Here is a 22,515-nt window from a genome sequence, read left to right as displayed (position 1 = left end):
GGAGAACGTCCTTGACGAAAAGAGGCGCGATGGATCCGAGCGTCATTCCCGCACTCACGGCGGTCGTCTCCGCGATAGTCGGTGGCGCCGCGGGCGAAGTCGGCAAGAATGCCTGGACCTCTTTGACAGGCCTCGTACGCCGCCGTTTCGGTGACGACGCCGTGGCCGCCATCGAAACGGCGCAGACTCCAGAACAGACCGCCCAAAGCCTGGTCGAGCGCGCTCAGGCGGATCCCGAATTCGCCGAGACGCTGACATCATGGACGGCGGAGACGGCCCGCCTCGTCCAGATCAAACACGACGTGACCAACACGATCAGCGGCGACGCCCGCATCACCGGCCCGGTGCTCCAAGCCGGTGACGTCTACGGCTCGATCAATTTCGGGAAATCCGGCTGACCTCGGGCAATTTTCGGTCCGACAAGTCATCCCATTTTGGCCATAATTGGCGATATTTGACGCACGATTTGTACGAGTATTTCGTTTCCTGTCCATAGACCAGCCGTCCACACGCGGATACGTTGCACATACCATTCCCAGGCCCTTTGGGAGGACTCTCACATGTGCGGAATCGCCGGATGGGTGGACTTCGAGCGCGACCTGACCCATGAACGCGCCACAGGCCAGGCCATGACCGAGACGATGTGCTGCCGCGGCCCGGACGATGAGGGACTGTGGCAGTCGCCGCACGCCATACTCGGCAACCGGCGGCTCGCGGTCATCGACGTCGAGGGCGGCCACATGCCCATGACGGCCGAGGGCCCGGTCGTCATCACCTACAGCGGAGAGGTCTACAACTTCGTCGAGCTCCGGGCCGAGCTGGCGGCCAAGGGGCACCGCTTCCGCACCAGGAGCGACACCGAGGTCGTGCTCCACGGTTACCTCGAATGGGGTGAGGGCGTCGCCGACCGGCTCAACGGCATGTACGCCTTCGCCATCTGGGACGACCGCAGCCAGGAGCTCCTGCTGGTGCGCGACCGCATGGGCATCAAGCCGCTGTATTACTACCCGCTGCGCGACGGCGTGCTGTTCGGCTCCGAGCCGAAGGCGATCCTCGCCAACCCGCTGGCCGAGCCGGTGGTGGACGCCGACGGCCTGCGCGAGCTGCTCAGCATGGGCACGAGCCCGGAACAGGCCATCTTCAAGGGCATGCGTGAGCTGCGCCCCGGCCACCTGCTGCGGGTACGCCGGGAGGGACACTCCCTGCGCCGCTACTGGGCGCTGGAGCCACGCGAGCACACCGACGACCTCGACGTCACGGTCGGCACGATCCGCGCCCTGCTCGAAGACATCGTGGGCCGCCAGCTCGTCTCGGACGTGCCCCTGTGCAGCCTGCTGTCGGGCGGGCTGGACTCCAGCACCATCACCGCGCTGGCCAGGAAACGCGGGCAGATCCGGTCGTTCGCGGTGGACTTCGCCGGCTACGCGGAGAACTTCCAGCCCGACGAGCTGCGCGGTGACCCGGACGCGCCGTTCGTGAAGGAGCTCGCGGAGTACGTCGGCTCCGACCACACCGACATCACGCTCGACACCGCGGAGCTGACCGACCCGCGCCTGCGGTCGGCGGTGGTGCGCGCCTGGGACATGCCCCAATTCCTCGGCGACATGAACAGCTCCCTGTACATGCTGTTCAGGGCGATCCGCGAGCACTCCACGGTGGCCCTGTCCGGCGAGTCGGCCGACGAGCTGTTCGGCGGATACGCCTGGTTCCACCTGCCGCAGGCGGTCGAGGCCGACACCTTCCCCTGGCTCGCGATGGTCATGCGCGACCACAACCCGGGCGATCTGCTCGACCAGGGGCTGTTCGAGCGGCTCGACATGCCGTCCTTCGTCGCCGACAGTTACCGGACCGCGCTGGCCGAGGTGCCGTACCTGCCCGGCCAGAACGGCCACGAGCGGCGGATGCGGGAGGTCTGCTACCTGCACCTGACCCGGTTCCTGCCGGTGCTGCTGGACCGCAAGGACCGGCTGAGCATGGCCGTCGGCCTGGAGGTCCGCGTGCCGTTCTGCGACCACCGGCTGGTCGAGTACGTCTTCAACACGCCATGGGCGATGAAGAATTTCGACGGCAGGGAGAAGAGCCTGCTCCGTGCCGCCGTCGCCGACCTGGTGCCCGAGTCGATCCTGCGGCGGGTCAAGAGCCCCTATCCGGCGACCCAGGACGTCGCCTACGAGCAGGGGCTCCGCGACACGCTGCGTGACCTCGCCCGCGCCGGGAAGGCACCGGTCCTGGAGTTGCTCGACGCGGCGGCCGTCAGGGACATCACCGCGGTCCCGGTCGGCAAGACGACCACGACGATGTCGCGGTTCAGCCTGGAGCTGGCCCTGGACCTGAACGTCTGGCTCGAGTCCTACGGCGTCCGCCTGGAGCTGTAGGGGCCCGGCAGAAGGAGGCGGCCGATCGTGATCGTGTACAACCCCAACGACCCTGTGTTACGCACCGATCCGTACCCCACGTACCAGCGGCTACGGGAGGAAGCCCCGCTCTACCACCACGAATCGGCCCCCCACTTCTGGGCGCTGTCCCGCCACCGGGACGTCGAGTCGGCCTGGCGGGACTTCGAGCTCTACTCCAGCGACCACGGCGCGGTGATCGAGCAATGGGGCCCCGACGCGCGGAACACCATGTCGTTCCTGGCGATGGACCCGCCCGACCACAGCCGGATCCGCGCGCTGATCGCCCGCGGGTTCACCCCCGCACGGGTCGAACGGCTCCGGCCGCGCATCGCCGAGCTCACCCGGGGCTACCTGGAGCCGGGGCTGGACAAGGAGGCGTTCGACTTCGTCGCGGACTTCGCGAGCATGATCCCGGTCGACGTCATCTCGGAGCTCATCGGCGTTCCGGAAGCGGACCGGCCCCTGCTGCAGCGCCTGTCAGAGGCGATCATGGAGCGCGAGGACATCGACGGCCGCCTGACCGACAGACTGCGCGACGCGGTGACACAACTGGCCGGTTACTACCACGAACTTGTCGAAGAGCGGCGGCGCCGGCCCCGTGAGGACCTCGCCACGGCCCTGCTCGAAGCGGAGATCGACGGGGATCGGCTCGATCGCGGTGACGTGGTGGCGACGCTCATGCTGCTGGGGACCGCGGGGAACGAGACGACGATCAAGCTGCTGGGCACCGCCTGGCGCCTGGCCTGGCAGTACCCGGACCAGCGCGAGCGCGCGTTCGCCGACGTCGACGCGTGGGTGGAGGAGAGCCTGCGGTTCGAGGGGCCCTCCCAGTACACCGCCCGGCGGGTGACGCGCGACGTGCGGCTATACGACGAGACGGTCCCCGCCGACTCCATGATGCTGCTGCTCATGGGCGCCGCGAACCGGGACGAACGGGTCTTCCCTGACGCTGAGCGCTTCCAGATCGGCCGGGACACCTCCGAGACGCTGGCGTTCGGCGTAGGCCGGCACTTCTGCGTGGGCGCCGCCCTGGCCCGCCTGGAGGCCCGGGTCGTGCTGCGCGAGGTGTCCGCGGTGGTGCGGCCCGACTACGAAGTGCACCTGGAGCACGCGGTGCTGGCCCGTAGTTCGAGCGTGCGCGGATACACCCGGCTGCCGACGACGATCACACCACGCTAGCGGCCCAGCCGTACGGTGATCGTCTTGGAGCTGCCGCCCCGGTCCGACAGCCGTCCCCACTTGAGCGTGAGCTTCGCGCCGGTCGTGGCACCGGCCAGGAGCGGATGGCCACGGAGCACCCGGGTCACCGGCCGGTCCCAGGTCACGGTCAGCTCGCTCAGGTCGCGCCGGGGATCCGACACGGTCACCGTGGCCGTGCCGTCGTCGCGCTCCCTGACGAGCACCGCGCAGGGAGCGGACGCGGTCAGGCCGCCGACGACTCCGGCGTTCCAGAAGTTGACGGCGGTCAGGCCGAGCGACGGCACCTGGACCCCCTGCTGCCGTGCGGTGTTGACGAGCACCCGCAGCCAGGCCGGGTCCGTGGCGCGGGCCCGGGTCCGGGCCGGGGTCGCGCCCGGAAGGAGCGAGTAGACGTAACCGGCCGCGTCCGGGTCGACCCCGTGGTCGAGCCAGAGGGTCACATAATTCCGGGTCACCGAGCCGGCCGTGCGGCTCTCGCGCGAGGTGTGCAGGAGGCCGTGGAAGACGTAGCCGCCGTGGCCCGCCAGATGCGCCCAGCCCGCCTTCTGATCGAGTGTGAGCAGCGCGCCCGTCCTGCGGTTGTCCACGATGGTCTCCACCGGTACGCCGTCCCGCCCGGTGATCCCGGCACCCAGGCAGACCACGGCGTCGTCCAGGAAGAACCACGACTTGAACGCCTCCATCGTGCTCTCGAAGCCGTTCAGGTGCTGGCCAACCGCCGCGTACGTGCCGTCCGTGGCCCCGCCCACCCAGCGGCCCGGCGGGCAGGTGGCACCCCATCCCTCGCCGGCGCCGTCGGCCAGCCGCTTGGTGGAGACGGTCGTGCCCGGCAGCCGGTACGGGTCGACGGTCGGCCAGAACGAGTCGGAGTACTGGTCGCCGTGGCCCTTGGCCCACCAGTAGAGCATTCCGGAGCCGGTGTGCCAGCCGCGCGTGTTCTCACCGTTGCCGTGCTCGTAGTGGCCGATCCGGGAGGAGGCCATGCTGAGGCCCGCGCACCAGCCCGGCCCGCGATGGACCGCGCGGGCGCTCATGGGCAGCAGCCGGTGCCCGGCCGGTTCCGGCGAGGCGGGGATCGCGTCGTCGTCCAGGACGGCGGCGAGGCGGGCGTGGAACCCGAGGTCGGCCTCGTCGAGCATGGGCTTGACCGTGTCACGCACCGCCCAGCCCTTGACCAGACCCTGCCAGCGGGTCCGCGCCGCGGCGGGCGCCGCGTCACCCAGCAGCAGGATCGCCGAGGCGATCATCCTTCCCCTCCTGTGGTCACCGTACGGATCCCGGCCGATCCCGCGCCCGCTGACGAGGTCCATGCAGAAGCCGTCGTGGACGAACGGCACGAACGACCGCTCGACCATGTCGAAGATGTTCGGGGCGGTGATCTCCCACGGCGTGCCACGCAGCACCGCGAACAGCGTCGCGAGGCCGGACAGCATCACGGCTCCGTACCCGCCCTGGTAGGGGACGGACGTGTGCTGGATGAACGAGCCGTCCCGGTAGAAGCCATCGCCTTCGGTGACGTACGGGAAGACCGGGGACAGCGCCGAGACGGCCAGCGCGGCCTTGTCCGGGTCGGCTCTGAGGATGGCGCGCAGCAGCGTCACCGTGCACAGGTCCACCCGGTTGGCTCCGGTGCTGTTGCCGCTGTAGTCCGCCAGGCGCCATTCGGGGACGAAGTGGTCCACGGCCTCGCTCAGTGCCCTGCTCTGCCGGTCCGTCAGGTGCGGGCCGATCAGCAGAGCCACGTCGAGGAGCCGCTTCGGAACGCCGATCTGCCAGGGCCACCAGTTGCCGGCCGGGCGGGCGCCGGCCGCGTACACCTGCCGCCGGTAGTGGTCGAGGCCGGTGGCGACGGTCGTTCCCAGGCTCGCGTCGCCGGTCAGGCCGGTCCCGGGCAGGGCGTACGCGCGGGCCATGGCCTGCAGCCGCACCGTGGTCTCGGCGAAGGACGGGAACACCAGGCCGGGCCAGAGCGACGTGCCGGCCGGCGCCATGGTGTCCCGGTAGCCGGCCGCCGTCGCGCCCAACCGCGCCAGCCTGGTCCGGTACGGCTCGACAGCCGGGTCGAACCCCGCTCCCGCCGTCACGTCCTGCCACCGGCGGCGCAGGAGCGCGAAGTCCACCGCGTGGGCGGTCCGCGCGGTGGGGATCAGCCCTCCGGCCACGGCGGCACCGCCGAGCCGGAGGAATAATCGCCGGGAATATCCGTTCACGGGGGGATTATTGCGGATCAGCCCTTCGTGACGATGCCGATGAGCTCGGTGGCGGCGGAGAAGTCGGGGGTCAGCCGGTTCTTGGTCACCGCGAACGCGATGCCGCTGGCCGTGTCCCCGTACGCGAAGCTCCCGCCCGCCCCGCCCATCCCGAACGCGCTCGTCACCGGCTCGGCGACACCCGGCAGGCCGATGGCGAACCCCAGCCCCCACGTGGCCGGATTACCGAAGACCTGGTCGATGCCCTCGGCGGTGACGGCCGTGACCTCGCGCAGCCGCTCCGGCGAGATCAGGCGCACCCCGGGGACGTCGCCCATGAGGGCGGCGTACATGCGCGCGATGGCGCGGGCCGAGGTCTTGCCACCCGCCGGGATGTCGGCCTCCAGAACGTCCACCCGGTTGCCGAGAGCGGCCGACGGGAACGTCACCGCCGGCCCCGCCCTGAACATCGGCGAGTCCGCGGGCAGGCCCGCCATCATCTCCGCTGCCCCCTCCGGGTCCTCCAGCCGGGCCAACCGGCCGTGCTCGGTGGCCGGCATACCGAAGTAGAGCTCGTCGGCCACACCCAGCGGCCCGGTCACCTCCTCGCGCAGCACCTGCGAGATGGGCTTACCGGTCGCCCGGCGGACGATCTCACCGAGGATGTAGCCGAAGGTGTAGGCGTGATAGCCGACCGCGGCGCCCGGCTCCCACCACGGCTCGGCGTCGGCGATCGCCGCGCACATCTTGTCCCAGTCGCACAGGTCTTCCACGGTGGTGTCCGCCGGCACGCCCGGCACACCGGCCGCGTGGGTCAGCACGTGCCGGACGGTCGCCGCGCCCTTCCCGTGCGCGGCGAACTCCGGCCACAGCTCCGCCACGCGCGTGTCGTACGAGAAGGCGCCGCGCTCGGCGAGCACGTGCACCACCGTCGCGGTCGCCGCCTTCCCGATCGAGTAGTTGTAGAACACGCTGCCCGGCGTCACCGGCCGTCCGGTCGCCGGGTCCGCGACCCCGGCGACCGCGTCCACCAGTTGCTCGCCGTGCAGGAGGACGGCGACCTGCACGCCACGCTCCGCCCCCGACTCGACCATCCGGTCGATGGCCTGCTGAACCCGCTGCTGGATGTCGCTCATCCCCGCTCCCTCCGCCTGCTACCGCTGTCACAGGTACAGACAGACTAGCCACCGCAAACTCATCGGAAGCGGCGCTGAACGGTTGTCGCTGACGCGCTCGACGGCCGCGCTGCGACCCGAGGCGGCACGCCAGGCGGCCGTCGAGTGCGTCCCGAGGCCGACGCGCTAGGCGGTCGTCGAGCGCCGTCTGAAGCCGACCAGCCCGATGCCGCCGCCCACGAGGCCGACGATGATGCCGGCCACACCCATGATCCGGGCGGTGCCGTCGGACATCGGCGAAGCAGCGCCCTGCTTCATCATGGCGACGCTCTGCGCGGACTGCGCGGAGGGCGGAGCCGCCGCGGGCATGGCCATCCCAGCGTGCTCCTCGCTGGAGGCCGCCACCAGCTTCAGCGTGGGTGTCGGATGCTCCGCCTCGGTGCCGTCGGCTTTCGGCTCATCCGCCCACTTGACGACGTCGCCACCGGAATAGGTCTGCTCGGTGGGGAAGGCGATCTCGTCCACGTCCTTGGGCAGTGGCCCGACCGACACCTCGAACTCCTGGAACTGTCCCGGCTCGATCTTGCCGCCGGTCCAGGTGATCTTCAGAACGGATTCGGTGACCTTGTCCCCATCGTCGGCGACGATGGGCTCGGGCAGCTTGCCCTCGGTCAGCTCGGCCTTCCAGCCGGGCACGGGCTTGACCGAGACGAAGGGCAGGGGGTGGTCGGTGGGGAAGGTGACGACGAGCTTGGTGGTCGAGGCGTCGTCACGCTCGTTGGGCACCCGGAAGGCGAGCTTGGTCCAGCCGCCCTTCTCCGCGGTGCCGGGGTTGATCGAGACATGTGCGAGGGCGGGCAGGGAGAGGCCGACCGTGAGGGCCAGGGCTGCCGCGGCGATAGTGCCGATTCGGCGGTAAAGCATGGGGGCTCCACTTCGTTTTCCGAAATGCCGGACATGACGCTGAAGCAGGTTGCTCGCGTCGTTGGTGAGTCAGGCAGGACGAAATGGAGGTCCGCGCCGTACGACCGCGTACCGCAACATGTGCTCGCGCGGCCGGTCGGGAACGAGGTCCGCGGCCACGGGAGCGGCGAGCGGCCACATGGGGTCGTTGACGGGCGGGAGGATCCGTACGGCGCGCGCGGCGAGACGGCGCAGCAGCGACCAGAGCGCGGCCTCGCCACCGGCCAGCCACCACGCGGTCAGCAGCGTGGCGACGGCGTGGCACAGGAACATGCCCGGCCAGGTGCTCTGACCGTGCACCCCGGCCAAATGCGGGGTCTCCCCCTGCGAGGCGAACAGCACGTGCAGGCCCACCTGCGCCGTGCCGAGCAGCCCGACGATCAGCGCCCGGGATCGTTCCCTGCCTGCCATCGCGGTGGCCGCGGCCAGTACGACGGCGCCCGCGCCCGCGACCATGGCCGGCCCGGGTGCGGTGCCACCCGCCAGCCAGTGCCCGATGGCGGACAGGGCCACGCAGACGACCGTGAACGAGGCCGACCGCGCGAGGCGCAACGGCATCCGGGCGCGCGTCACGCCCACCTGCCGCCACGAATCCTGGGTACGAGTCACGGTCAGGCCAGCTGCTCCTTGATCTTCGCGATCTCGGCAGTCTGCTCGGTGACGAGCCGGGCCGCCATCTCGATCGTGGGACCGTGCTTCCCGCCGCTCTGCGCGGCCGAGGCCATCATGACGCCGTGGTCGAGGTGCGCCGAGATCAGCGACAGCCAGAGCTTGTCGAAGGCCTTGCCGGACTTCGGGGTCAGCTGGGCGACCTGCTTGGCGACGCCCTTGGCGTCCTCGGGCGGCACGGCCACCTGCCAGGACTTCAGCCACGACGACATCTTCTGGATGTCGGCCTTCTCACTGGCCTCCAGCTTCTCGCTCAGCTCGCGTACGTACGGCGTGGTGGTACGTTGCGCGACCAGCTCGGTCAGCTGAATGGTCTGGCGATGGTGGGTGATCATTTCCTGGCTGAACTTGATGTCTTCCTGGTCATAGGCGGCCATGGCGGCGGGCGCTCCCGCCGCTGATGAGGCACAGCCGCCGGCCAGCGCTACGCACAACAGCGCGCCGGCAATCGTGGTCCAACGCATGCTTCCCCTTGCTGGGGTGGGGGGATGGGTCACGTGGAGATACGTGGCGCGCCGAATAACAGTTCAACAACAGACCGGTTGGCGCGCCACTCACGAGATGGCCAAGGGTGACGCGCTCGCCGGTGCGGCCGCACCAGGTATTCGTCACGGCCCCCCGGATGGATGGCCGCTGTCCCGGACCGGCACGATCCCGGACCGGCCGACCGGCCGGCGCCGATCGAAGCCGGATGACCAACCGGGCCCGACTGGCCGACCGGAGCCGGATGACCGACCCGAGCCGGGTGACCGACCCGAGCCAGGAGCCGTTTCCGGTCAGGTGGTGGGCAGGTTCACCAGGAACAGTGGCTTGGTGGTCGGCTGCGCGGAGCCGCCGGTCGGTTCTACGGTCACGCCGATCTTGGCCACCCCGGGTCCCGGTGCGGTGATCACCGGCACGATGTGGCCTGTGGCGTCGGCGGTGAGTAGTCCGGCCGACCTGATCTGCCCAGGGGCCAGTTGCCAGAGCTGGTACACGCTGCCTGCCGGAAGATCGGCCAGCCCCGCCGCCAGGAAGACCATCTTGCCCTGCGAGCGTGACACGACCACCGTGCCACGACCGCCCTGCCGGGCCGAGGCCGTGGCGGTACGGGAGTCCGGCGCCGTCAGCACAGCGGCGACCTCACGGTCTGTACGCCGTACCTGGTCCAGCTCGTTGCGGGCCTGCAAGGCGACCGTACCGAACACGGCGACCGCTGCCAGACAGGCGGCAACACCCACGGCCGCCACCAACGGCCGCCACCGTGACCGCCGCCGCGCCCGTCCCTCTGGGCGCCGCCGTGACCCTCGCTGCGCCCGTCGCTCGGCCCACTCCTCGGACCGACCCGCCGGCCGTCCCTCGGCCCACTCCCCTGACCACTCCTCGGACCGACCCGCCGGCCGCCCTTCCGCCCACTCGTCCGACCGCTCCGTCGGCCGACCCGGCGTCCGCCCACCTGACCACTGATCCGGCCGACCCCCTGGCCGCCCCTCCGACCACTCGTCCGGCTGTCCCACCGGCTGTCCCTCTGCCCACTCCTCTGGCCGCCGCTGGGACTGCCACTGGTGGGTGGGGTCGGCGACGGTCGGCGGGGCCTGCCGGACCTGGTCGATCTGGGCGAAGACCCGTTCCTTCAGGCCGGGCGGCGGCTCGATGGCCACAGCGGAACCCAGCCGGGCGGCCGTCTCGGCGAACCCCGCGACCTCCAGGGCGCAATCAGGGCACCCGGCCAGATGGTCCTCGAAGCGGTGCCGTTCGATCTCGTCGTCAATGGCGTCCAGCGCGTACGCGCCCACCAGCGTGTGCGGATCGGGCCCGCCGGACGTACCCCTCATCGTTCCACCCCCAGGCAGTCGCGCAGCCGGATCAGCCCGTCGCGCATCCTGGTCTTCACCGTCGCGAGCGGTACTTTGACCAGCTCAGCAACCTCACGATAGGAGTATCCGCCGTAATAAGCGATGGTGACCGACTCTCGCTGCAGCGCGGTCAGGCCCTGCAGGCAGCGGCGCAGGCGATCGCGTTCCAGCCGGCCCTCAACGGATTCGACCACCTCGTCGAAGGGCCGGTACACCTCCATCCGGGCCGCCCGCTCCTCGCGGTCCATGCTCGCCTGAGACGAGCGGACCCGGTCGATGGCGCGGCGGTGCGCGATCGTCAGCACCCACGCCAGCCCCGAGCCCCGCCCCGACTGGAAGCGGGCCGCGTTGCGCCACACCTCCACGAGCACCTCCTGAGCGACCTCTTCGCTCTGGGCCCGGTCCCGAAGCACCCGCAGCACCAGCCCGAACACTCGCGGCGCCACCGCCTCGTACAGCCGCTCGAACGCCACCCTGTCACCCCGCGCGGTGGCCTCCAGCAACTCCTCGACCCCCGGCGGCTGCCCACCCCCGCGGCCCGGCTCCCGTCCCGTCTCGAAACGACCAGGCTCACGTCCCGCTGCGAAGCGACCCGACTCGTGTCCCGCCTCGAAGCGGTTCGGCTCGATGCGGTTCGGCTCGATGCGGTTCGGCTCGCGTCCCGCTGCGATGCGGCCCGGTTCGCGTCCCGCTTCCATGCACCCTCCAACGGTGGTCGACGCGGCGCCGACCATAGGTGGTTCGGATCAGAGAGCGCAATGGATGTCCAGAAACCCGTACGGCTTAGGCGCGATGCCACATTCCGCGCTCAACCCACGGAGCGGCCAGGCGGCGCGAGGGACCTCCAGCAGTCGTTATGACTTACGCGCGACGCCACACACCGCGCTCACCAGCTTGGACGGCTCATCCCACGCATCGGCCGGCCGCCGCCACTCGGGAGTGGGGACGACGCCGGGCTCGACGAGGTCGAGTCCCTCGAAGAAGGTGCCGATCTGGGCGGGAGCGCGCAGGTGATAGGAGTTGGCGGCGGCCTTGTTGTAGGCGCTGACGGCCTCCATCAAGGCCGGGTTGGTGTTGGTGCCGTCGCTGAGCACCAGGTAGCTGCCCGACGGTAACGCGGCCATCAGCCGGCGGACGATCGCCCACGGGTCGTCCTCGTCGGGCAGTTGCCCGGCGATGCTCAGCATCACCAGGGCGATCGGCTCGCTGAAGTCGAGGGTCTTGGCCGCGCCTTCGAGGATCACGTCGGGGTCGCGCACGTCGGCGTCGATGTACGCGGTGACGCCCGGATGGGTGCTGGTCAGCAGGGCACGGGCGTGGACCAGCACGATGGGGTCGTTGTCGACGTAGACCACCCGGGTCTCGGGCGCGGTGCGCTGGGCGACCTCGTGGATGTTGTTGGCCGTCGGCAAGCCGGTGCCGATGTCCAGGAATTGCCGGACACCGGTCTCCTCCACCAGGTACGTCACCGCACGGATGAGGAATTCACGCTGCAGCCGAGCAACCTCGGCAAAGTCGGGAAATGTCCGGAGGAGCAGCTCGCCGGCCTCACGATCGGGCGCGAAGTTGTCCTTGCCGCCCAGCAGATAGTTCCACACGCGGGCTGAATGGGGGATGGTCGTGTCAATGCGGTCCCAGGCGGACTGGCCGGCGGGGCTGTCATCGCTCATGACACTCCATTCCAGAGGGTGACCGTGGCCCCTGGCCACACTCGTCCAAGGGCTACTTTAGTGGCCTATTTCGGGTACGTGATCTCACCCGGCGGCGACGGCCTCGATCTCCAGAAGCCATTCGCTGTCGAAGATCTCGGCGATGATCACCGTCAGCGCCGGAGCGTGCTCACCGAGCACCTCCCGGCGTATCGCGCCGTTGAGGTCCGCGTATCGGCGATCGGACAGGAACGTCGTCACCTTGACCAGGCTCGACACCTCCAGGCCCGCCTCGCGCACGGCGGCGACGACGTTGGACCACGCGAGCCTGCACTGCGCTTCGAAGCCCTCGGGAACCGTGCCCTCTCGGGTCTGCGGGATCTGACCGCTGATGAACAGCAGCCTGGACGCCCCCTCGACCACCAGTGCCTGCGTGTAGCCGCCGAGGGCTTCAGGAGCGCTTTCGGCGTTGATGGGGATGAGTTTGATCACACCGCAGTCTCTCGGTCGCGGCGGGTCTGGAGGTGCGCGGTCGCGGTGGCCACGGCCACGGTCTTGCCGTCGGGCGCGATGAGCTCGCCGGCCAGGAAGCACACCTCCCTGCCGCGCCGCACCACCCGTCCCCGGCCGGTGAGCCGCCCCGGCCGCGCCGGGCGGAGGTATTGGACGTGCAGGTCGAGGGTGACCGCGAACTGGTCCGCCGGCAGCGTCGCGACCAGCGCGGGACCCAGCGTGTCGTCGAGCATCGCGGCGAGGAACCCGCCCTGGATCACACCGATCGGATTGACGAACCGCTCGCTCGCCTTGAACGCCACCTCGATGGTGCCCTGGTCGGGATCCACCTCGATCAGCTCCCAGCCCAGCGTCTCGGCCGCGGCGGGCGGCGGGACCCGCCCGGCCAGCATCTCCCAGAACGGCCCACGCCTCTGCGGTTCGGTGTCCATGAGCCCGTATTCAACAGGCCCGCGCCGACAGTTCCGCCGCCGGCGGCTCGGAGGCGACCCGCGCACCACGGCAAAGCACCACGGCAAACACGACGCGGGAAAACGGCCCTTTCCCAGTGGATCGGGAAGCTGACGAAGTTTGCCGGATTCAGCGACGCAGGGGGCTAGTGCTTGGGGCGGAGTTTGTTGAGGTTTTGGGTGATTAGCGGCTCCCGGGTGGCGAGCGCGCGTGCCACGTCCCGCAGTTGCCTGGCCCGATGCACCTGGGCCCGCCAGTCCGTGCCGGTGGCCCGATGGGCCATCTCCACCTCGACCTCCTCCACGCGGTATCCCTTGCGCAGCAGGTCGATCGTCAGCGCCGTCTCCACACCGAACCCGTGCGCCAGCGGCCGGGCGGCCTCGAAGGCGTCTCTGGTGATGCACCGCTGGCCGTTGAGCGGCTGAGCGGCCTCGAAGCCGGTGGCTCTGCGGATGCCGTCCCTGGACAGGCGGACGACCAGGCCGTGGCCGCCCAGCCTGACGCGGGTGACGAAGACCGCGATGGTCATGTCGGCCGTGCCGGCACGCACCGGCTCGATGAGCGGAGCCGCGGCCCGCGCTGTCTCGCCCAGATCGGCGTCCAGGAAAAGTAAGTGGTGCGGCGTCTCACCGTCGAGCAGACGCACGGCTTCGGCACCGGACTCCATGGCCGCCGCCTTGCCGCGGTTGCGGCTGTGGCGGACCACCCTGGCTCCCGCGGCCCGCGCCACCCGGCCCGTCTGGTCGGTCGAACCGTCGTCGACGACCACGACCAGGTCGACGCCCGGCAGGGCGAGCGCCGCGGTGACCGTGGCACCGATGCGGTCGGCCTCGTCCTTGGCCGGGATGATGACCGCCGTGTCCGTCATGAGCCCTCGGTGATGAGGAACTCCTGCGGCACCTCGTCATGCACGGTGAAGACCGAATCGAGGCCGGTGACCTGCAGAATCTTCCGCACGGCCGGCCTGGGGGCGGCGACGTCGAGCGCCCCGCCCTGCTCCTTGACGCGTTTGAGCGCGGACAGCAGCACGTTCATCCCCGTGGAATCGCAGAAATCCACGCCGGACATGTCGATGACCACGCGGCTGGGCCCGTCCTGCAGCAGCCGAGCGAACTCCGCCTGCAGGTGGGGTGCCGTATAGAGGTCGATTTCACCGGTGATGGCGACTAGCGCATGGCCGGCATGTGATCGAGTCGAGACCTTGAGCTCCACATGGGCAGGCTAGCGGCGCGGAGCCTTCCGGTCACGTTGTCACGCCGATAGGGGAAGCACAGGTTTTTGTCCTCCGTTTGGGCTCCATGAAAACAGAGAGTACGCGAAGCTTGACTGTGTGACACCGGCATGGCCGGAGAGGGGGGCGGCCCGGCACCTCGCTTCTGGTCACTACTTCACTGAGAAGGAGGGGCCGGGCGACACGGGCCCGAGCATTCATGAGAACAGACAGATCCGAAGATCCACACCGACAGCGACTCCGCGAACGACTGGAAGCCATCCTCATTCGCACCGAGAAGGCCACCTCGTGGCATGACAAAGTGGGACGCCTGCGTAGCCTCGTCAATCACGAAGGCTTCGTCCCCATACACACGAAACTCGCCGGCGAGGACCTCGACTTCCTCGCCGACGCCCGCGACGACCTGCTCAGATTCTCCGAGCTCGGGCTGCGGCTGTTCGACCTCCACCAGCCGCGCGACGCGGGAGGCATCACCAGCGACTCCGACAATCCCATCCTGCGGTGCCGGAGTTGCATGTGGCGCTGGCCGTGCCCGACGTTCCGCGCGATGTCGGAGTCGTTCGGCGGCGGCCACGACGGCACCCTTCCGGAGTCCGGTTGAAGTCCCGACCTGATGGAGGCGCTATCCCGGGACCAGCGGCAGCCGGATCTCGAAGCGGCAGCCCGGCCCGTCGTTGACCACGCCGATCACCCCGTCGTGCGCCTCCACGATGCCCTGGGCGATCGCCAGGCCGAGCCCGGCCCCGCCGTCTTTGGCCGGGGTCCGGGCCGCTTCGCCCCTGAAGGCCACCTCGAACACCCGGTGCAGGTCCTCGTCGGGGATGCCACCGCAGCAGTCGCTGACCGACAGGCACGCCATGCCCGAGTCGACGGCCGCCCGCAACACCACCGTGCGGTCCGACGGCGTGTGCCTGATCGCGTTGACGACCAGGTTTCCCAGCGCCCGGCCCAGGGCGTTCGCGTCCGCCCGCACGGGCACCGCCTCGGCGGCCTCGGCGGTCAGCCGCACCCCCTTGGCACGGGCCAGCGGCTCGGCCCCCGCGAGCGTGTCGGCGACCAGGTCGGCGAGCCCGATCCGGACTGGAGAGAGCCGTAGCGCCCCGGCATGGATCCGGGACAGCTCGAACAGGTCGTCGACCATCGCCGACAGCCGCTCCACCTGCAGCTTGATCTGGTGGTGATAGCGCGCGACGGTCACGGGGTCGGACACCACCCCGTCTTCGAGCGCCTCGGCCATCGCCCGCATCCCGGCGAGCGGGGTACGCAGGTCGTGGCTCACCCAGGCGACGAGCTCGCGTCGCGCCCCCTCCAGGGCGCGCTCCCGCTCGTACGCCTCCTCCAGCGTGTTCGCGATCGTCTGCAGTTCCGACGGCAGCCCCTTGGGCGCGGTGAACGGCAGGTCGCGTACGGCCGCCACCAGCCGCCTGCTCTCGCCCACGACCCGCCTGGCCAGCACGAACGCCACTCCCAGCCCGACCAGCCCACCGACGGCCACCACGCTGAGCACGATGTCCTTGACCGAGCCCTCGATGATCATCTTGAGCGTGATCGCCACCACGCCGGCCAGCGTGGCCGCGATCGCGACCACCATAACAACAGCCAGCATGACCCCGATCGAGCGAGTACGCAGCCACCACATCACGGACACGCCCAGGACGCCCACCAGCAGCCCCAGCCCCGCGGTGACCGCCACGATCATCCCCAGGTCGCTCACCATCGCGGGGTGGGGGTTCATGGCTGGCCTTCGAGCGGTTCGTACCGGTATCCCACACCCCAGACCGTGACGATCCTCCGCGGCGCGGTCGGGTCCGGCTCGATCTTCTCCCGCAGCCGCCTGACGTGCACGGTCACCGTGGACGAGTCGCCGAAGGACCATCCCCACACCTGGTCGAGCAGCGCCGACCGGCTGAAGGCCTGCCGCGGGTTGCGCATCAGGTAGGCCAGCAGGTCGAACTCGCGGGCGGTGAGCATCACCTCGGCGCCGCGCAGCCCGACCTCGTGGGCCCCGACGTCGACCACCAGATCGCCGTCACGCAGCACGCCCGTGCCGCCCGTGACCGAGGCGCCGCGGGCGCGGCGCAGCACCGACTGGACGCGCAGCGCCAGCTCGCGCGGGCTGAAGGGCTTGGTCACGTAGTCGTCGGCGCCGGTTTCGAGGCCGACCACGCGGTCGATCTCCTCGCCGAGCGCGGTCAGCATGATCACCGGGACCGGCCAGCGCTCCCGGAGCTTCTTGCACACCTGCAGCCCGTCCATCTTGGGCAGCATCAGGTCGAGCACCATCAGATCGGGCGGCCTGGCGAGCGCCCGGCGCAACGCCTCCGCGCCGTCACCCACGCATTCGACCTCGTGCCCGTCGCGCTCCAGATAACGCGCCACCACCTCGGCCACGGTCGGGTCGTCGTCGACCACCAGGATGCGCGTATTCACTCTTTCACCGTACGGCGGGGCACCCCGAATCGACACTTACGTCATTGGTTCGTAAGCCTCGCGGATCATGCCCGCAGGACGTACGGTGGGCGCATGAGTCGAGTCGTCATGCTCGTACTGGGCGCCCTTCTGGGGCTCTTCGTACTTTTCAACTTCGTGCTGCCCATGATCATGGGGCTGCTCAAGGTCGCGCTCATCATCGGAGTCGTCGCCCTTCTGGTGTTCATCGCCGTCACCCTGGTCGGGAAGTCGTCCTCGTCACGGTGACGCTCTTCCTGTTCGATCCTTGGCTCATCGGCGTGACCATGGTGGCGATCCTGCTGCTCGCCGCCTGGGCCGCCCGGCTGCTGCCCGCCATCGGCGGCGACGCGCCCGGCTTCCCGCTGAGCTATGCCCGGCGTACGGCCTTCCAGCGCCTGCGCCACCCCGCCGCCGCCGGTCGGCCGCGGCCACGAGCTCCGTCATCACGCCCCGCTTCCGGCTAAGCGGGGTTCTCTCTTCAGTGAGCCCTGATCCATCTTTCTTGATTGAAGGGGCTCATGTTCGACTCTCTCGTCTCGTTCCTGCTGACCGTCTCCGGCGACAACGCCGCGGTCGCCATCATGCTGTTCACCGTGGCCGTACGCCTCCTGCTGCTGCCGCTCGGCATCCGCCAGGCCCGCGCCACCCAGATCCAGAAGCGGCTGGCGCCCAAGCTGCGCGAGTTGCAGAAGCGGTGGTCGCGTAATCCCGAGCGGCTGGCCAAGGAGACCACCAAGCTGTACGCGAAGGAAGGCACCTCGCCTCTGGCCACGATCCTGCCGGGATTGGGGCAGCTTCCGTTCATGTGGGTGATGTATCGGGTCGCCACGCACCCGACCGCCTTCCTCGGCCACGACCTGCTGGGCGCTCCGCTGGGTCAGCATGTCGCTGGAATCGTCACCAATTACGGTCTGGTCAGTGGGCCATTTCTGGTCTTCGCCGTGGTCATCGCGCTGATCGCGGTCGTGGCCTGGATTTCGGCCCGGAAGGTGAGCGCCACACTGCCGGCGGAGCAGCCCGCGATGATCCGCAGACTGATGCCGCTGATGCCGTTCGGCTCGGTGCTGGCCGCCGCGGTGCTGCCGCTGGCGGCGGGACTCTACCTGCTGATCTCCACGGCGTGGGTCGCGGGCGAGCGCGCGATCCTGGCCGCCCGGCCGGTCTGAGCGCCCGGTTACCCGGCCTCTTTGAGTGCGTGGACCTGCCCGTTCATCGTTCCGTTGGGGGCGAGCAGGATCGCCCACACCGTCGTGATGTCACCGTCGTGGCGGACTCCCCAGCTCTCCGCGACGTACTCGACGATGCCGAGCCCCCTGCCTCCGAGCGACGACATGGTCGGCCGGCCGGCGCGGGGCTCGGTCGAGGCGCCCCCATCGCTCACCGCCACCTCGATGTGCTCGTCGCTCTTCAGCCAGGCCACCCTGACCATGCCCGACGGCAGCGGATGCGCATGCCGTAGCGCGTTGCTCAGCAGCTCGCTCACCACGAGGACGGCATCGTCGATCGCGGTGGAGAAGACACCGCAATCCTGCAGGTCAGTGGATAGACGCTGGCGGGCGACGGCGACGCTGGACGGCGCGTACGGCAGTAGCACCACGCTTGACACACCCACCTCCCCGCTCCCAGTGCCCCCCACGGGAACACTTCCCCGGTACGACCGAAATGCCCCGTTACTCGATCCCAGAAACCGCATCTCGATCACAGCTTGTACACATTGGACGATAGATCAGCTCAACTGTGACCACGTCGTTACCGCATCGGTGTGTCGGATCGGATAAGAGAAGCGTTGCCCAACACGAGGCGCATTCGGGTGCCTCCGCCGGGTCGCGGATGGGCGCTCACATCGCCGCCCTGAGCCCTGGCGAGACTGCGGACGATGTACAGCCCGAGGCCGACACCGCCGAACCTGCGCCGGTCACCACTGTCGACCTGGACGAACCGTTCGAAGACCCGTTCGCGGTCCGGCGCGGCGATGCCGACTCCCTCGTCGTCCACGACCACGACCACGGCGTCCTCCTCGGGCCAGGCGCCGACGCTGATCAGGCCGCCCTTCGGCGAATACTTGAAGGCGTTCTCCAGCAGCTGGCCGAGGATGATGTCGGTGGCCAGCGCGTCCCCGCTGACCTGCGGCAGGGCGTCGGAGATGGCCACCTCGACCCGGTGCCTGTCGGACAGCACGGGCAGCCCCAGCGTGGCCGCGTGGATCCGCTCGGCCAGATCGAACGCCTCGATGCGTACCGGCGGCTCGTCGGCGCCCGCCCTGGCACCGAGCAGCAGGTGGTCCATGAGCTGCCCGAGCGACCTGGCCCGCTCGGCGATCGTGTGGACGGCGGCGCGGCGCTCGGTGTCGGTCAGCTTGTCCCAGCGCGAGTCGAGCGTGCTGGCGAACCCGCGCACGATCGTGATGGGCGTGCGCAACTCGTGGCTGGTCGTGGCCAGGAACAGGTCCTTGGCCTCCTCCAGCTCCTTGGCCGTGGTCACGTCGCGGAAGTCGATGACCACCTCTCCCGTCTCCTCGATCTCGGCGCTGACCACGTCCAGCCAGCGCCCGGTCTCCAACTGGTAGGTGAGTTTCTCCCCCGGGCTGGGCAGCGGAAAGGGCAACTGCTCGCCGAGGACGGCCTCGACCGGCATCGCGGTGAGTTCGGCCGCGGCCGGGTTCCACTGGCTGACCCGCCCCGCGCGGTCGAGCACGGCGATGCCGTCGGCGCTGGCGTCGAACACCGCCCGCTCGTGCGCCCGCTGGCGTACCGCCTCCTGGTAGGCCACCGCGTTGCCGACCGCGATGCCGGCGTGCCCGGCGAGCAGCTCCAGGAGTTCGAGCTCCAGGTGGCCGGGCTTGCGTTTGGCGAACAGCGCGTACAGCGCGCCATAGGGACGCCCGCCGACCGCGGCCAGCCCGAGCGCGATCGTGTGCAGCCCGTCGAGCTCGGCCCAGACCAGGTCGCCGAGGCCCTGTGACTCCAGCATCACCGTCTTGCCGGTGCGTAAGAGCTTGCCGACCAGGCTGGTGCGCAGCTCGGCCGTCACGCCCTTGAGCGAGTCGGGCAGCTGGTGAGCGCTCACCAGCCGCAGCCGCTCGTCCTCGATGAGCACGAAGCCGCCCGCGTCGGCGCCGGTCAGCTCGGTCAGGCTGGCCGCGATGCGGTCGAGGACCGCGGGCAGCTCCAGCTCGGCGTTGATGTCACCGACCACGTCGGTGAGCCGGCGCACCAGCCTGGCCCGCCGCGCCATGCGATTTCTGGCGGCCTCGTCGGCCTCGGTCAGGTGGTGCACGAAGACGTAGCCCGCGACGGCGCTGCCCGTGAGCAACGCGCTCGTGTCGACCCGTAGATCCAGCACGGTGCCGTCCCTGCGCAACCGCTTGGTGCGCAGCGACACCTGGCCGCCCGTGCGCACGCGTTCGAGCACCGCGTTGTGCTCCGCTGTCAGCTCCCCCGGCACGATCGGCGCCCTGCGGCCCAGCAGCTCCTCGGCGGACCAGCCGAAGAGCCGCTCCGCCGCGCGGTTCCAGACGAGTACGGTCTGATCCCGGTCGAGCGCGATCACGGCGTTGGGCGAGCTGGCGAGCACCGCGCGTGCGATCTCATCGTCACTGCCTGCTCTGTCGTCACCCACACCTCCATAGTGCCTGTGGCGTGCGGCGTTCGTCGGGCGATCCGTCCGATACGCTGCGGGCACGGCCTTTCCAGGCGGGGGAAGAGGGTGACGGGTATGTCGAGTGGCGATCTCGATGCCCTGCTGCGGGTGACCTCCGCCACCTACCGCGGCGAGGTGCCGCCCGATGTGGCGTTCGGCACCTATGACGGCGCGGTCGGCCGGCTGGTGCTGGCGGTGAGCGGCAAGGGCGTCGTGGCCTGCAGTTTCGAGGCCGAGGAGGTCGTCTTCGAGCTGGTCGTCAGGCATGTCGGCGCGTTCGTCGGGCCCGACCCCGGGCGGCTCGACCCGGTGCGCAGGGAGCTGGACGCCTACTTCTCCGGCCGCCTGCGGGCCTTCGCCACGCCGGTCGACCTGTCCATCGCCACGACGTTCGCGCGCACGGTGCTGCAGAAGACGATGGCCGTGCCTTACGGGGAGACCGCGACCCTGGACGAGATCGGCGAGAGCATCGGACGGCCACGCGCGCTCCGCGCGGTCGGCAACGCCCTCAACGCCAACCCCGTCTGCGTGATCGTGCCCTGTCACCGGATCGTGCCGGGCGACGGCGAGCTCGGCGACTACGCGGGCGGCCAGGCGGCCAAACGCCACCTCCTCAACGTCGAGCAGCGCTCGCGCGCCTGACGCCCGTACACGAAGCCTGAGGCCCGTGCTCAGCGGCGGGTGGCCGACGTGCGCCTTGCCGCCGCGCCGATCGCCAGCGTCACCAGCGCCGCCACGAGGGCCGCGCCGAGCGCGCCGTTCATCCACGGCTGCCGGGTGAACCCGATGGCCGTACGCACCGCCGCCCAGAGGTGGTCCCACGCCGGGACCGTGGGCGTGGAGGTGGTCAGCCAGTACGCCACGAAGCCGAGCGCCCAGGGCACCAGCATGGACCAGCGGGCGGGCGCGTTCTCCTCGGTGTTCCACCGCGAGTGCCCGCCGAGCAGGAAGTAGTCGACCGCCAGCACCGCGAACATCGGCACGAACACCGCCCCGATCACCCCCAGGAACGTCCCGTACGAGTTCACGTCGACCACGAGCGCGATGCCGGTGGTCAGCACGCCGATGGCGATCGAGATGACCCGCCGGTCGACGCGCGGCATGAGGTTCTGCAGCGACATGGTCGTGGAGTAGACGTTCGCGAACGACTGGTCGGCCTCCCGCAGCACCAGGATCGCGAAGAACAGCGCCCCCAGCGGCGCCGCGACGAACGGCCCGAACACGGCCGTGCCGTCGGCCTCCACCGCGGCGGACCCGGCGATCGCCACCGCGTACACGCCCAGCCCCAGGCAGGCGACCTGCGCCAGCGTGTAGCCGCCGACCACGCTGGTGAAGGCCGCCCGGCTCGACCTGGAGTGCCGGGCGAAGTCGGCCGCGATCGGCACCCACGAGACCGACAGCGCGATGACGTAGTCGACCGCGGGCGCGAACGCCGCCCACGACCCACCGCTCTGCGGCGGAGCCTTCGACAGGAACGCCACCGCGAACCAGATGAGCGAGATGATCACCCCGATGGTGACGTAACGCCGCAGCAGCCGGATCGACCCGAGCGGCCAGATGGTCAGCGACGTGGTCAGCACCCCCGCCACCACCACCCACGCCTGGTACGGCACGGCGTCACCGAAGATGGCCATGGCGCCCTTGGAGATCACCCACAGCTCGAAGGCGCCCCACCCGATCATCTGGATGATGTTGAGCACGGTCGGGAGGTACGACAGCCGCGCCCCGAACAACCCGCGCAGCAGCACCATCGCCGGTCGCCCGGTCTGCGTGCCCGGAACGGCCGCCAACCCCACCATGGCGCTGCCGACCAGACTGCCGACCAGCGTGGCCACCAGGGCGGCGGTCAGGGTGAGCGGAGCCCCGCCGAGCGGGTTGAGCAGAAGCAGCGCTCCGCTGAACCCCAGCAGGCTCACGGCCAGGTTCGCCCACAGGGCACCCTGGTCGAGCAGCCCGAGCGTCTTTGGGGGAGTTCCCTCGAGGGTCAGCGGAACTTCGTCAACGACATGTGTCATCGCTCACTCCCTACGCCGGCATTACCCGGACAGGTTCAAGCGGTCGGCAACAGCGGTAGTTGCCCTCTCAGCCTGGTTGCCCCAAGCTCCCGCGTCAGTTGTGCAGTTTGCGCCCTCATCTTGCCCTATGAGGAGGTGACTGACCACAGGGGGGTCTCACACCCCTCGTACGTGATCGTCCGAAAAGCCATATAAGGGCG

General features: G+C 69.9%; 25 protein-coding genes and 1 riboswitch. Of the genes, 8 read left to right on the top strand and 17 right to left on the bottom strand.

What is annotated here, in order from left to right; translation table 11 throughout:
* Positions 1 to 29: 29 nt before the first annotated feature.
* From AB0B91_RS46925 to AB0B91_RS46915, 3 genes are all read left to right on the top strand, one after another.
* A complete protein-coding gene (locus AB0B91_RS46925; protein ID WP_358335384.1) occupies positions 30 to 398 on the top strand; it encodes a hypothetical protein in 369 nt (122 codons plus the stop codon).
* A 162-nt stretch (positions 399 to 560) separates the two neighbouring features.
* The gene (gene asnB, locus AB0B91_RS46920) at positions 561 to 2,375 is read left to right on the top strand and encodes an asparagine synthase (glutamine-hydrolyzing) (protein WP_358335381.1); all 1,815 of its coding nucleotides are present in this window, start codon (positions 561 to 563) and stop codon (positions 2,373 to 2,375) included.
* A 27-nt stretch (positions 2,376 to 2,402) separates the two neighbouring features.
* Positions 2,403 to 3,575: a cytochrome P450 gene (locus AB0B91_RS46915; protein WP_358335378.1), complete on the top strand. Its 1,173-nt coding sequence runs from the start codon at positions 2,403 to 2,405 to the stop codon at positions 3,573 to 3,575.
* Here the strand turns inward: AB0B91_RS46915 and AB0B91_RS46910 are convergent.
* The 12 genes from AB0B91_RS46910 to AB0B91_RS46855 form a co-directional block, all read right to left on the bottom strand.
* Positions 3,572 to 5,806 carry a polysaccharide lyase 8 family protein gene (locus AB0B91_RS46910; RefSeq protein ID WP_358335375.1) on the bottom strand — a complete coding sequence of 745 codons (2,235 nt, stop codon included), beginning with the start codon at positions 5,804 to 5,806 and terminating at the stop codon, positions 3,572 to 3,574. The genes AB0B91_RS46915 and AB0B91_RS46910 overlap by 4 nt on opposite strands.
* 17 nt (positions 5,807 to 5,823) lie before the next feature.
* Positions 5,824 to 6,921 carry a serine hydrolase domain-containing protein gene (locus tag AB0B91_RS46905; protein WP_358335372.1) on the bottom strand — a complete coding sequence of 366 codons (1,098 nt, stop codon included), beginning with the start codon at positions 6,919 to 6,921 and terminating at the stop codon, positions 5,824 to 5,826.
* 165 nt (positions 6,922 to 7,086) lie between these two features.
* The gene (locus AB0B91_RS46900) at positions 7,087 to 7,824 is read right to left on the bottom strand and encodes a YcnI family protein (RefSeq protein ID WP_358335369.1); all 738 of its coding nucleotides are present in this window, start codon (positions 7,822 to 7,824) and stop codon (positions 7,087 to 7,089) included.
* 69 nt (positions 7,825 to 7,893) lie between these two features.
* Complete coding sequence (locus tag AB0B91_RS46895; protein WP_358335367.1) at positions 7,894 to 8,472, bottom strand: MFS transporter; 579 nt, start codon at positions 8,470 to 8,472, stop codon at positions 7,894 to 7,896.
* 2 nt (positions 8,473 to 8,474) lie between these two features.
* Positions 8,475 to 8,996, bottom strand: a complete 522-nt coding sequence (locus AB0B91_RS46890) for a DUF305 domain-containing protein (RefSeq protein WP_358335364.1) — start codon at positions 8,994 to 8,996, stop codon at positions 8,475 to 8,477.
* A 312-nt stretch (positions 8,997 to 9,308) separates the two neighbouring features.
* The gene (locus AB0B91_RS46885; protein WP_358335361.1) at positions 9,309 to 10,346 is read right to left on the bottom strand and encodes an anti-sigma factor; all 1,038 of its coding nucleotides are present in this window, start codon (positions 10,344 to 10,346) and stop codon (positions 9,309 to 9,311) included.
* The gene (gene sigK / locus AB0B91_RS46880; protein WP_358335358.1) at positions 10,343 to 11,065 is read right to left on the bottom strand and encodes an ECF RNA polymerase sigma factor SigK; all 723 of its coding nucleotides are present in this window, start codon (positions 11,063 to 11,065) and stop codon (positions 10,343 to 10,345) included. The genes AB0B91_RS46885 and sigK overlap by 4 nt, the downstream gene beginning before the upstream one ends.
* 156 nt (positions 11,066 to 11,221) lie before the next feature.
* Positions 11,222 to 12,037 carry an SAM-dependent methyltransferase gene (locus AB0B91_RS46875; RefSeq protein ID WP_358335355.1) on the bottom strand — a complete coding sequence of 272 codons (816 nt, stop codon included), beginning with the start codon at positions 12,035 to 12,037 and terminating at the stop codon, positions 11,222 to 11,224.
* 84 nt (positions 12,038 to 12,121) lie between these two features.
* Positions 12,122 to 12,508: a RidA family protein gene (locus AB0B91_RS46870; protein WP_358335352.1), complete on the bottom strand. Its 387-nt coding sequence runs from the start codon at positions 12,506 to 12,508 to the stop codon at positions 12,122 to 12,124.
* Positions 12,505 to 12,960 carry a PaaI family thioesterase gene (locus tag AB0B91_RS46865; protein WP_358335349.1) on the bottom strand — a complete coding sequence of 152 codons (456 nt, stop codon included), beginning with the start codon at positions 12,958 to 12,960 and terminating at the stop codon, positions 12,505 to 12,507. Before AB0B91_RS46865 ends, AB0B91_RS46870 begins: the two co-directional genes overlap by 4 nt.
* Positions 12,961 to 13,124: 164 nt before the next feature.
* A complete protein-coding gene (locus AB0B91_RS46860; RefSeq protein WP_358335346.1) occupies positions 13,125 to 13,847 on the bottom strand; it encodes a glycosyltransferase in 723 nt (240 codons plus the stop codon).
* Positions 13,844 to 14,191, bottom strand: coding sequence for an STAS domain-containing protein (locus AB0B91_RS46855; protein ID WP_219537025.1), 348 nt, complete (start codon positions 14,189 to 14,191; stop codon positions 13,844 to 13,846). Before AB0B91_RS46855 ends, AB0B91_RS46860 begins: the two co-directional genes overlap by 4 nt.
* Before the next feature lie 320 nt (positions 14,192 to 14,511).
* Between AB0B91_RS46855 and AB0B91_RS46850 the strand changes: the two genes are divergently transcribed.
* The gene (locus AB0B91_RS46850; protein WP_358335343.1) at positions 14,512 to 14,811 is read left to right on the top strand and encodes a hypothetical protein; all 300 of its coding nucleotides are present in this window, start codon (positions 14,512 to 14,514) and stop codon (positions 14,809 to 14,811) included.
* Positions 14,812 to 14,832: 21 nt separating this feature from the next.
* Here the strand turns inward: AB0B91_RS46850 and AB0B91_RS46845 are convergent, their stop codons facing one another.
* Both AB0B91_RS46845 and AB0B91_RS46840 read right to left on the bottom strand, forming a co-directional pair.
* Positions 14,833 to 15,945: a HAMP domain-containing sensor histidine kinase gene (locus tag AB0B91_RS46845; RefSeq protein WP_358335340.1), complete on the bottom strand. Its 1,113-nt coding sequence runs from the start codon at positions 15,943 to 15,945 to the stop codon at positions 14,833 to 14,835.
* The gene (locus tag AB0B91_RS46840) at positions 15,942 to 16,640 is read right to left on the bottom strand and encodes a response regulator transcription factor (protein WP_214635393.1); all 699 of its coding nucleotides are present in this window, start codon (positions 16,638 to 16,640) and stop codon (positions 15,942 to 15,944) included. The genes AB0B91_RS46845 and AB0B91_RS46840 overlap by 4 nt, the downstream gene beginning before the upstream one ends.
* A 93-nt stretch (positions 16,641 to 16,733) precedes the next feature.
* Between AB0B91_RS46840 and AB0B91_RS46835 the strand changes: the two genes are divergently transcribed.
* The 3 genes from AB0B91_RS46835 to yidC are packed head-to-tail and all read left to right on the top strand — an operon-like array spanning position 16,734 to position 17,827.
* Positions 16,734 to 16,907, top strand: a complete 174-nt coding sequence (locus AB0B91_RS46835) for a hypothetical protein (RefSeq protein ID WP_214635541.1) — start codon at positions 16,734 to 16,736, stop codon at positions 16,905 to 16,907.
* A complete protein-coding gene (locus AB0B91_RS46830) occupies positions 16,904 to 17,125 on the top strand; it encodes a DUF6412 domain-containing protein (RefSeq protein WP_358335337.1) in 222 nt (73 codons plus the stop codon). Before AB0B91_RS46835 ends, AB0B91_RS46830 begins: the two co-directional genes overlap by 4 nt.
* Before the next feature lie 54 nt (positions 17,126 to 17,179).
* Positions 17,180 to 17,827, top strand: coding sequence for a membrane protein insertase YidC (gene yidC, locus AB0B91_RS46825; RefSeq protein WP_358335334.1), 648 nt, complete (start codon positions 17,180 to 17,182; stop codon positions 17,825 to 17,827).
* Positions 17,828 to 17,835: 8 nt separating this feature from the next.
* Here yidC and AB0B91_RS46820 read toward each other — a convergent pair whose 3' ends face one another.
* Positions 17,836 to 18,267: an ATP-binding protein gene (locus AB0B91_RS46820; RefSeq protein ID WP_358335331.1), complete on the bottom strand. Its 432-nt coding sequence runs from the start codon at positions 18,265 to 18,267 to the stop codon at positions 17,836 to 17,838.
* 143 nt (positions 18,268 to 18,410) lie between these two features.
* On the bottom strand, positions 18,411 to 20,279 hold the full coding sequence (locus AB0B91_RS46815; RefSeq protein WP_358335328.1) for a PAS domain-containing sensor histidine kinase: 1,869 nt from the start codon (positions 20,277 to 20,279) through the stop codon (positions 18,411 to 18,413).
* A 96-nt stretch (positions 20,280 to 20,375) separates the two neighbouring features.
* Between AB0B91_RS46815 and AB0B91_RS46810 the strand changes: the two genes are divergently transcribed.
* Complete coding sequence (locus AB0B91_RS46810; protein ID WP_358335325.1) at positions 20,376 to 20,942, top strand: methylated-DNA--[protein]-cysteine S-methyltransferase; 567 nt, start codon at positions 20,376 to 20,378, stop codon at positions 20,940 to 20,942.
* Between the two features lie 29 nt (positions 20,943 to 20,971).
* Here AB0B91_RS46810 and AB0B91_RS46805 read toward each other — a convergent pair whose 3' ends face one another.
* The gene (locus AB0B91_RS46805; protein WP_358335322.1) at positions 20,972 to 22,315 is read right to left on the bottom strand and encodes a cytosine permease; all 1,344 of its coding nucleotides are present in this window, start codon (positions 22,313 to 22,315) and stop codon (positions 20,972 to 20,974) included.
* Positions 22,306 to 22,418: riboswitch (TPP riboswitch) on the bottom strand. (Overlaps the previous gene by 10 nt.)
* Positions 22,419 to 22,515 lie beyond the last annotated feature (97 nt).

This window comes from Nonomuraea sp. NPDC049141, assembly GCF_040648415.1.
GTDB lineage: Bacteria > Actinomycetota > Actinomycetes > Streptosporangiales > Streptosporangiaceae > Nonomuraea.
The sequence above is the reverse complement of the archived record's forward strand: the minus strand, read 5'-3'. Positions and strand labels throughout refer to the sequence as shown.

Excerpts from the sequence above, each read along its gene's own strand:
- yidC (WP_358335334.1), top strand. The coding sequence starts at position 17,180 with ATGTTCGACTCTCTCGTCTCGTTCCTGCTGACCGTCTCCGGCGACAAC.
- AB0B91_RS46860 (WP_358335346.1), bottom strand. The coding sequence starts at position 13,847 with ATGACGGACACGGCGGTCATCATCCCGGCCAAGGACGAGGCCGACCGC.
- AB0B91_RS46885 (WP_358335361.1), bottom strand. The coding sequence starts at position 10,346 with ATGAGGGGTACGTCCGGCGGGCCCGATCCGCACACGCTGGTGGGCGCG.
- AB0B91_RS46900 (WP_358335369.1), bottom strand. The coding sequence starts at position 7,824 with ATGCTTTACCGCCGAATCGGCACTATCGCCGCGGCAGCCCTGGCCCTC.
- AB0B91_RS46890 (WP_358335364.1), bottom strand. The coding sequence starts at position 8,996 with ATGCGTTGGACCACGATTGCCGGCGCGCTGTTGTGCGTAGCGCTGGCC.
- AB0B91_RS46810 (WP_358335325.1), top strand. The coding sequence starts at position 20,376 with ATGTCGAGTGGCGATCTCGATGCCCTGCTGCGGGTGACCTCCGCCACC.
- AB0B91_RS46925 (WP_358335384.1), top strand. The coding sequence starts at position 30 with ATGGATCCGAGCGTCATTCCCGCACTCACGGCGGTCGTCTCCGCGATA.
- AB0B91_RS46845 (WP_358335340.1), bottom strand. The coding sequence starts at position 15,945 with ATGAACCCCCACCCCGCGATGGTGAGCGACCTGGGGATGATCGTGGCG.
- AB0B91_RS46865 (WP_358335349.1), bottom strand. The coding sequence starts at position 12,960 with ATGGACACCGAACCGCAGAGGCGTGGGCCGTTCTGGGAGATGCTGGCC.
- asnB (WP_358335381.1), top strand. The coding sequence starts at position 561 with ATGTGCGGAATCGCCGGATGGGTGGACTTCGAGCGCGACCTGACCCAT.
- sigK (WP_358335358.1), bottom strand. The coding sequence starts at position 11,065 with ATGGAAGCGGGACGCGAACCGGGCCGCATCGCAGCGGGACGCGAGCCG.
- AB0B91_RS46835 (WP_214635541.1), top strand. The coding sequence starts at position 16,734 with ATGAGTCGAGTCGTCATGCTCGTACTGGGCGCCCTTCTGGGGCTCTTC.
- AB0B91_RS46805 (WP_358335322.1), bottom strand. The coding sequence starts at position 22,315 with ATGACACATGTCGTTGACGAAGTTCCGCTGACCCTCGAGGGAACTCCC.
- AB0B91_RS46905 (WP_358335372.1), bottom strand. The coding sequence starts at position 6,921 with ATGAGCGACATCCAGCAGCGGGTTCAGCAGGCCATCGACCGGATGGTC.
- AB0B91_RS46875 (WP_358335355.1), bottom strand. The coding sequence starts at position 12,037 with ATGAGCGATGACAGCCCCGCCGGCCAGTCCGCCTGGGACCGCATTGAC.